Origin of the sequence: uncultured Alistipes sp., from assembly GCF_949296715.1 — a bacterium.
Lineage (GTDB): Bacteria > Bacteroidota > Bacteroidia > Bacteroidales > Rikenellaceae > Alistipes.
In genome coordinates this window covers 26,679-34,872 of record NZ_CASFQD010000043.1, presented here as the reverse complement: position 1 = coordinate 34,872, position 8,194 = coordinate 26,679, and the positions used below count along the sequence as shown (strand labels likewise).

At 61.3% G+C, this 8,194-nt stretch carries 8 protein-coding genes and 1 riboswitch; of the genes, 4 read left to right on the top strand and 4 right to left on the bottom strand.

The window, feature by feature from the left end; genetic code table 11:
- The 3 genes from Q1Y33_RS06630 to galK all read left to right on the top strand — a co-directional run.
- A partial coding sequence (locus tag Q1Y33_RS06630) for a M48 family metallopeptidase (RefSeq protein ID WP_300798956.1) occupies positions 1–375 on the top strand: 375 nt, incomplete at its 5' end.
- Positions 376–605: 230 nt separating this feature from the next.
- Positions 606–1,400, top strand: coding sequence for a DeoR/GlpR family DNA-binding transcription regulator (locus tag Q1Y33_RS06625; protein ID WP_300798955.1), 795 nt, complete (start codon positions 606–608; stop codon positions 1,398–1,400).
- A 340-nt stretch (positions 1,401–1,740) separates the two neighbouring features.
- Complete coding sequence (galK, locus tag Q1Y33_RS06620) at positions 1,741–2,868, top strand: galactokinase (protein WP_300798954.1); 1,128 nt, start codon at positions 1,741–1,743, stop codon at positions 2,866–2,868.
- Between the two features lie 189 nt (positions 2,869–3,057).
- Here galK and Q1Y33_RS06615 read toward each other — a convergent pair whose 3' ends face one another.
- The 3 genes from Q1Y33_RS06615 to fabD form a co-directional block, all read right to left on the bottom strand.
- Positions 3,058–3,627 carry a GNAT family protein gene (locus Q1Y33_RS06615; protein WP_363322800.1) on the bottom strand — a complete coding sequence of 190 codons (570 nt, stop codon included), beginning with the start codon at positions 3,625–3,627 and terminating at the stop codon, positions 3,058–3,060.
- An 82-nt stretch (positions 3,628–3,709) separates the two neighbouring features.
- A complete protein-coding gene (locus Q1Y33_RS06610) occupies positions 3,710–4,939 on the bottom strand; it encodes an ROK family transcriptional regulator (protein ID WP_300798953.1) in 1,230 nt (409 codons plus the stop codon).
- 158 nt (positions 4,940–5,097) lie between these two features.
- Entirely contained in the window at positions 5,098–5,979 is an 882-nt protein-coding gene (gene fabD, locus Q1Y33_RS06605) for an ACP S-malonyltransferase (protein ID WP_300798952.1), read from the bottom strand.
- Positions 5,980–6,027: 48 nt separating this feature from the next.
- A riboswitch (cobalamin riboswitch) is annotated at positions 6,028–6,229 on the top strand.
- 160 nt (positions 6,230–6,389) lie between these two features.
- On the opposite strand from fabD, the gene Q1Y33_RS06600 reads away from it, so the two are divergent.
- Positions 6,390–7,208 (top strand): DUF4465 domain-containing protein, encoded by an 819-nt coding sequence (locus Q1Y33_RS06600; RefSeq protein ID WP_300798951.1) that lies wholly within the window; start codon positions 6,390–6,392, stop codon positions 7,206–7,208.
- A 176-nt stretch (positions 7,209–7,384) separates the two neighbouring features.
- Here the strand turns inward: Q1Y33_RS06600 and nagB are convergent, their stop codons facing one another.
- Positions 7,385–8,179 (bottom strand): glucosamine-6-phosphate deaminase, encoded by a 795-nt coding sequence (nagB, locus tag Q1Y33_RS06595; RefSeq protein ID WP_300798950.1) that lies wholly within the window; start codon positions 8,177–8,179, stop codon positions 7,385–7,387.
- Between the last annotated feature and the right edge of the window lie 15 nt (positions 8,180–8,194).

Below are 8,194 nucleotides of genomic sequence, written 5' to 3'. Positions count from 1 at the left end.
CGGGCCGCCCTGCCTCCGCAGCTGGACCCCCGGGAGGAGCGCGAACAGACCGAGGCGCTGCGCCGTGCCGCACAGGCCGATCTGCCGCCGCGCATCGAGCGCCTCGCCCGGCAGAAGGGGCTGCGCTATGCGGGGCTTACGATCCGCGCCGCACGCACGAAGTGGGGGAGTTGCTCGGGCCGCAACACGATCTCGTTGAACCTTTACCTGATGACCCTGCCCGAGCACCTGCGCGATTTCGTCATCCTCCACGAACTCTGCCATACGGTCCATCACGACCATTCGCCGCGTTTCCATGCGCTGCTCGACCGGCTGACCGGCGGGCGGGAGAAGGAGCTTGCCCGCGAGCTGAAACGCTTTGCAATCCGGGGGTAGACGGCCTGCAGCGGGCCGCGGTTCCCGAAGGCCCGGGGGCCGGACAGGCAGGCGGGCGGACCGGGGGTGATGTTTCATTCCATAAGGGTTCTGTCGGAGATTTTCACAAAACAAGTATTTATTTCCCTTTTTCTGGTCTGAACGGGTGTGGAATCTTTCGGAAAGAAAGTTGCCCCGGCAATCCGAAAGTCCGTTTTTTTTTGTAACTTGCCTCCGTAAAACGGCATACGATGAACAAGATCAACGAAGAATCCCTGTTGAGCCTGCCGGAGCGCCATGCGCGCATCCTGGCCCTGCTGCAGCAGCACGGCTCCATCTCGGTGGCGCAGTTCTCCGAGCTGTTCCGGGTTTCGGAGGTCACCATACGCAAGGACCTGTCGTATCTCGAGCAGCAGAAGAAGCTCTACCGCACGCACGGCAGCGCCATTCTCATCAGCCCCTACATCAGCGACCGCCACGTCAGCGAAAAGGAGAAGCGCAACGTCGAGGAGAAACGGGCCATCGGCGCGGCAGCCGCGGCGCTCATCGAACAGAACGACTCGATCATCATCGCGTCGGGCACGACCATGACCTTTTTTGCCCGCGAGATCGTCCCTTCGGGACGCCTTACGGTCATCACGGCCTCCGTGCCCGTGACGCAGATTCTCTCGCAGAACCGCGACATGGACGTCATCCAGCTGGGCGGCATCACGCGCAGCAGCTCCGTATCGGTCGTGGGACCCTTTGCCGAGCAGATGCTTCGCGATTTCAACTGCAGCAAGCTCTTCATCGGGGTGGACGGCATCGATCCGGATTTCGGATTGACGACGACCAACATGCTCGAAGCGTCGCTCAACGGGGCGATGATCGAAGCCGCGCAGAAGGTCATCGTCCTGGCCGACAGCTCGAAATTCGGCCGCCGGGGCTTCAGCAAGATATGCGATCTGGAGGCCGTCGACCGCATCATCACCGACAGCGGCATCCAGCCCCCGTACCTCGACAAGGTGCGGGAACGCGGCATCGAGGTGACCGTCGTGGATATCTGATCTCCGGCCCGCTCCCGCTCTCCGGCGCCTCGGACCGTCCCGCAGGCCCCTTCGCGGCGCTCCGCATGACCGTCTCCGCCCTCTCTTTCCGCCCGTTTCCGGTCCTTTTGTCCGCCTGTTTTTCCTGCCGGCGCTTTTCCGCCGGGGTGTTTCTGAAAGCCCGACCCTATGCCGCCTTTATGCCGTCCCCGTGCCGTTCCGTGCAGGGGACAGGCTGGCGCGCGTTTCTCCGCTGCGACTGCCATAGCGTATAAAATGCCTTTCGGGCTCCGCTTTTCGGAGATTTTTCGTACCTTCGTACAATGGACCGATCACAAACTAAAAACTACCCGATATGGACATGAAAGAGAAAGTAAGCAGCAAATTTGCGGAACTCTTCGGCGAAGGGGGCATCCTCTTCACCTCGCCGGGCCGCATCAACCTCCTCGGCGAACACACCGACTACAACGGCGGTTTCGTCTTCCCGGGAGCCGTCGACAAGGGTATCGTCGCGGCGATCCGTCTGAACGGCACCGACCGTGTGCGGGCCTTTGCGCTCGATCTGGGCGAGCGCTCCGAATTCGGGCTCCGCGAGGAGGACAAGCCGGCGGAGAGCTGGGCCCACTACCTCTTCGGCGTCTGCCGCGAGGTGCAGAAGCGCGGCGGCGTGATCGGCGGTTTCGACACGGTCTTTGCGGGCGACGTGCCCCTCGGAGCCGGCATGTCGTCGTCGGCAGCCCTCGAATCGACCTATGCCTTCGCGCTGAACGACCTCTGCGGCTGTGGCATCGACAAGTTTGAACTGGCGAAGATCGGACAGGCGACCGAACACAACTACTGCGGCGTCAACTGCGGCATCATGGACCAGTTTGCCTCGGTTTTCGGCAGGAAGGGGTGCCTGATGCGGTTGGACTGCCGGTCGCTCGAATACGAATATTTCCCGTTCGATCCGAAGGGCTACCGCCTCGTGCTGGTCGACTCGCGCGTGAAACATGCCCTCGTGGGATCGCCCTACAACGACCGCCGCGCCTCGTGTGAGCGGGTTGCTGCGGCGCTCGGGCAGGAGTTCCTGCGCGGCGCTACGATGGAGCAGCTCGATGCCGTCCGGGAGCGTATCTCGGAGGAGGACTACCGCCGCGCCCGCTATGTCATCGGCGAGGAGCGGCGCGTGCTCACGGTCTGCGACGCCCTGCAGCGCGGCGACTACGAGACGGTCGGCCGCTGCATGTACGAGACGCACTGGGGCATGTCGAAGGATTACGAGGTTTCGTGCGAGGAGCTCGACTTCCTGGCCACGCTGGCCGGGGAGTGCGGCGTGACCGGCTCGCGCATCATGGGCGGCGGCTTCGGAGGCTGCACGATCAACCTCGTGAAGGAGGAGCTCTACGACCGCTTCATCGCCACGGCCCGCGAGCGCTTCGCTGCCCGCTACGGCCACGAACCGCAGGTCTACGACGTGGTCATCTCCGACGGTTCGCGCCGGTTGTGATCCGTCGTCCGGATACGGCGGCGCCCCGGGTTGTGCCCGGGGCGCCGCTCTTTTATGTTGGAGTGTGACGGTCGCCGTTTTGTGCCGCAGCGGGGCAATTTTCCCTCCCTCCCCACCCGGCTTTTATGTCGGATCGAACCGGTTGGCGTTGCCCGCCCGGGCGGCCCTGCGGCCGTTGTCGGGTGCGGTTTATTCCAGCAGTTTCTGCATCACGACCTCGTCGTGGTAGCCGTCCGCACGCCATTGCCAGTCGTGCAGCGTGCCCGCTTCGATGAATCCCGCACCGCGGAAGAGCCGCAGGCTCGCCTCGTTCTCCGTGCCGACGTGGCACCAGAGCAGATGCAGATGGAGCGTGTCGCGGCCGTAGCGGCAGAGCGTCGCCAGCGCGTCGGAGGCAAGTCCGTGCTGCCGGTCCGCATCGGCGTGGATCAGAATCCCGATGCCTGCCCGCCGGTTCAGCGGGTCGAATTCGAAGAGATCGACCGCCCCGACGGGACGCCACCGCTCGGAGGATGGTGCAGGGGTAGGGTCGGGACCAGCCGCCGGAGCCTCGATCATCAGCCGCAGCTGTCCCGTGCGGAAGATGTCGGCGGCCTGCTGTTCGGCGATGAAGCGCCGCATCTGGTGCAGCGAGAAGGGCTCCGTCGTCCCGCTGACGGACCAGACGGCCGGGTCGTTTTCCCAGCGATAGAGTATTTCGAGGTCTTCGGGTTCGACGGCCCGCAGACGGACGGTTTTTCCTTCGATGTTCAGTGACATGGGCTTTCGGGGTCTCTTCCTGATGGCACCGCCCGACAGCCGGGCTGCCGGGCGGTGCCGTGTGCGGGTGGCCGCATACGGGTTACAGTCCGATAATCTTGTTGCGGATGAGCATCGCCACGCCCCAGGCATTGGCATTCTCCGACATTTTCGAGACGCGGAACTTCGTATCCTTGTAGACGAGGTTGAGCGAATATTTGTTCGTTGCCGACTTGAGCGGCAGCATGATGTAGTCGCCGGCCGCCGCGAGGTTGCCGCCCACGATCACCGTCTCGGGGTTGAACGTGTTGATGAGGAACGCCACGGCCTTGCCGACCTTCTCGCCCGCCTCCTCGATCAGCTCGATCGAGAGGTTGTCGTCGTTCTTCGCCGCGGCGATGATGTCGTCGATGTGGATCGTCTTCTGTTTGTCGTACTTCTCCTTGAGGATGGTGTTCACCCCCTTCTCGATCATGCGGCACATCTTCTCCTCGATGGCGATACCCGAGACCTCGGTCTCCAGGCACCCCTTCTTGCCGCACGAGCAGATAATCTCGTTGTCGAAGAAGGGTATGTGGCCGAACTCCCCGGCGAAGCCGCTCTTGCCGTAGTAGAGCTGCCCGTCGACGACGATGCCGATGGCCACGCCGCGGCCCATGTGCAGGTAGAGGACGTTGCTCTCGTCCTTCGACTTGCCGCACGTGTATTCGGCGTAGCAGCGGGCGCGCGTGTCGTTTTCGAGCAGGACGCGGATGCCCACGCGCTCCTCGAGAATGTCGCGCAGCGACTGCTCCGACGAGGTGAAATACTTGTAGCTGCGGCCCGTGTCGGGATTCACGCGCCCGGTCATGCAGACGCCCAGGCCGAGAATCTTGGCGCGGTCGATGCCGCACGTGGCGATGAAGTTCTCGATGTTCGTGCAGATGCGTTCCATGCACTGCGGGCGGTCCTGCAGCTCGAACGTGAAGTCGTTTTCCTCCTTGATGATGTTGTTCTGCAGGTCGGTAATCATGAAGCGCATGTTGTCGCGCCCGACGTTCACCCCGGCGAAATAAATCGCCGAGTTGGCCAGTCCGAAGATGTTGGGACGGCGTCCGCCCGGGGTTTCGACCTTGCCCAGGTCGGTCACGATATTTTCGTCGACGAGTTCCTGCACCAGCTTGGTGATCGTCGGAACGCTGATATGCAACTCCTTCGTGAGTTCCGAGAGCGTGCATTCGCCGTTGACGGCCATGTGTGCGATGATGTTGCGCTTGATGATGCTGTTTTTGTGCGATATGCCCTTCAGCGCGTCGTCTTCGTGCTTGTTAAAGAATTCGGTAAGTGAGGTCATCCTTTTCTGCTCATTTTGCTAACAGCACAAATATAATAAGTATCTTTAATAAATGCAACAAGTTATTAATAAAATTTAATATATTTTTCTTTTGCCGTCCGGATGAAAAAAGGACGCACCCAAAAGGTGCGTCCTTCGTTGTCGCAGGGCGGCTTGATCTACAAGGTCGACTTTGACTCGACGTTGGCTGCGGCATCCACCTTCTTGATCAGGCCCTGCAGCACGGTGCCGGGGCCGAGCTCGGTGAACTCCGTCACGCCGTCGGCAAGCATGTTCTTGACGATGTAGGTCCAGCGCACGGGGGCCGTCAGCTGGGCGATCAGGTTGGCCTTGATGGCGGCGGGATCGGTATAGGGCTTTGCGTCCACGTTCTGGTAGATCGGGCACGTCGGGGTCTGGAACGGGGCCTCGTTGATGGCCTTCTCGAGCTCCTGCTTGGCGGGCTCCATCAGCGGCGAGTGGAACGCTCCGCCGACCGGCAGACGCAGCGCACGGCGTGCACCGGCAGCCTTGGCCTTCTCGCAGGCGGCATCCACGGCAGCGTCGGCACCCGAGATGACGAGCTGGCCCGGGCAGTTGTAGTTGGCGGCTACGACCACACCGTCGACCGAGGCGCAGATATCCTCGACGGTCTTGTCGTCCAGACCGAGGATGGCTGCCATGCCTCCGGGCTGTGCCTCGCAGGCCGACTGCATGGCCATGGCACGCTTCGAGACGAGCTTCAGACCGTCCTCGAACGAGAGGGCTCCGGCAACGACCAGCGCCGAGAACTCGCCCAGCGAGTGTCCGGCAACGGCATCGGGCTTCACGCCCAGCGCCTTGGCCATGATGACCGAGTGGAGGAATACGGCCGGCTGCGTCACCTTCGTCTGCTTCAGGTCGTCGGGCGTGCCGGCGAACATGATGTCGGTGATGCGGAAGCCGAGGATTTCATTGGCCTTTTCGAAGAGCTCCTTTGCTTCGGGTACGTTGTCGTAGAGGTCCTTGCCCATGCCGACGGCCTGGGCGCCCTGGCCCGGGAATACGTATGCGTGTTTCATAAATACTGCAATTTTTTGTTTGCGCTTGCAAAGATACGAATTTATTTTCTAACTTTGCAACGCAATGGTTCGCATGACACGCGAGTGTCGACGTGCGATTAAATGGGAATGCCGTGAGAATCGGCAGCAGTTCCCGCTGCTGTAAGTTCCGTAAATTGCCGCAACATCCTGTAAGCCACTGGATTCTTTTCCGGGAAGGCCGTGCGGCAGGGGACAAGCCAGAAGACCTGCCTTGCAGCTTCCCCGGTGGAAGAATCTTTTTTCGAGCGCATCTGCGGAGAACGGAGCATCGTGACGGCGGCAATTCGGAGCCGCGGCTATCGACGGTTTGCACGTGCATGTGCGCAGGAAAAGAGGTTCGTTCCCGGGGTCCGGGAACGGATTTTTTGTTTCATTAAATAATTGAGTGTATGAAAAAACTTTTTGCCACATCCCTGCTTCTGCTGTTTTCGGCTTCGGCCTTTGTCGCCTGCTCGAACGATGACGACAACGATGCCCCCAAGGTAAAATACGAGGTCATCTCGTTCGAACCCTCCGAGAAAATGGTCGACATGAACGGAAAAACCGTCGCGCTGGGCGACGTGACCATGTCGGTCTACGGCCTCGGGGATGTCCTCTACAAGGATGTCTTCTGCGGCAAGGCCTACGTGCAGCAGGGTGCGAACTTCGACGGTGTGCTCTTCACGACGGCTGACGGCGCACTCTCCTTTGCATCCTATTATTCCGGCTCTTACGACGCCTGGGGCGGTATTTCGCTGGCCGCATGCCCCGACATGGGCGATGCGGCGGCTTCGCTCGCACAGCAGTTCTCCGTATGGGCCGAAGGCGGTGCCAACGGCACGTCGACCTATGCCGTATGCTATGACTCGAATACCCCGACCGAGTCGTGGCCCGAGTATATGACGGCTTCGGGTTATCCGACGATCACCTTCTCCACGCCCAGAACCGTGGACCACTTCTACATCGCCAACTCGACTTACGTCTACAAGTGGTTCGGCGGTGCCGAGGCCGATCTGTTCAAGGTGAAGATCACCGGCATAAAGAACGGAGCCGAGGTGGGCAGCACCACCGAGACGCTCGTTACGCCCGACTCGAAGCTTTCGGGCTGGCGCAAGGTGAGCATCGCGTCGTTCGGCGAGATCGACAAACTCGTCTTCAAGGTCGAGGGGATCAACGTCAGTGCCGATCCCTCGTTCTTCTGCATCGACGAGATCACGCTCGTCAAGTGACGTTCTGCGGGGCGGGCGGCCGTGAAGGAGATTAGTATGCTCCGCCCGTCCCGACCGAGGGCCCGCAGGCCGCGTTCCTGCGGGTCCCTTTGTCCCGACCGGTGTTTTTGGGTTGCACCGGGAATGAAAACACCCCGCAGCATCGCTGCGGGGTGTCGGTTTTTTGAGCGGACAGGTCAGATCAGGTTGTCGCGCTCGATGTCCTTGAAGTAGCGGTAGGTCGAGACGCGCAGCTCCTCGGCAGCGGGGTCGTCGCAGACCAGGATGCCGCTCGGGTGTACCTGCAACGCCGAGATCGTCCACTGGTGGTTGTACGACCCTTCGACGCCGTGGCGTACCGCACGGGCCTTCTTGTGCCCCGTGGCGAGGATCATCACCTTCTTCGACGAGAGCACCGTGCCGACGCCGACCGTCAGCGCCGTCTTCGGGACGAGCGACACGTCGCCGCCGAAGAAGCGGGCGTTCACCTGGATCGTGTCGAGCGTCAGGGTCTTCTGCCGCGTGCGGGAGTTGAGCGACGAGAAGGGCTCGTTGAAGGCGATGTGTCCGTCCTCGCCGACACCGCCCATGAAGAGGTCGATGCCGCCCGCCTCGACGATGCGCGCTTCATAGTCGGCGCACTCCTTAACCAGGTCCTCGGCATTGCCGTCCAGGATGTTCACGTTCTCGGGCTTGATGTCGATGTGGCTGAAAAAGTTGTTCCACATGAACGAGTGGTAGCTCTCGGGATGCTCCTCGGGAAGCCCCACGTATTCGTCCATGTTGAACGTGATGACGTTGCGGAACGACACGTCGCCTGCCTTGTGGCGGCGGATCAGCTCCTTGTAGGTCTCCAGCGGCGTGGAGCCGGTCGGCAGACCCAGCACGAAGGGCGACGAGGTGTACTGCTCCTTGTTCTTGATCTGTTCGATGATGTAGTTTGCAGCCCACTGGGCGACCTCTTTCGGGGTATTTTCGATGATCAGTCTCATGTTTGGAAATTGATT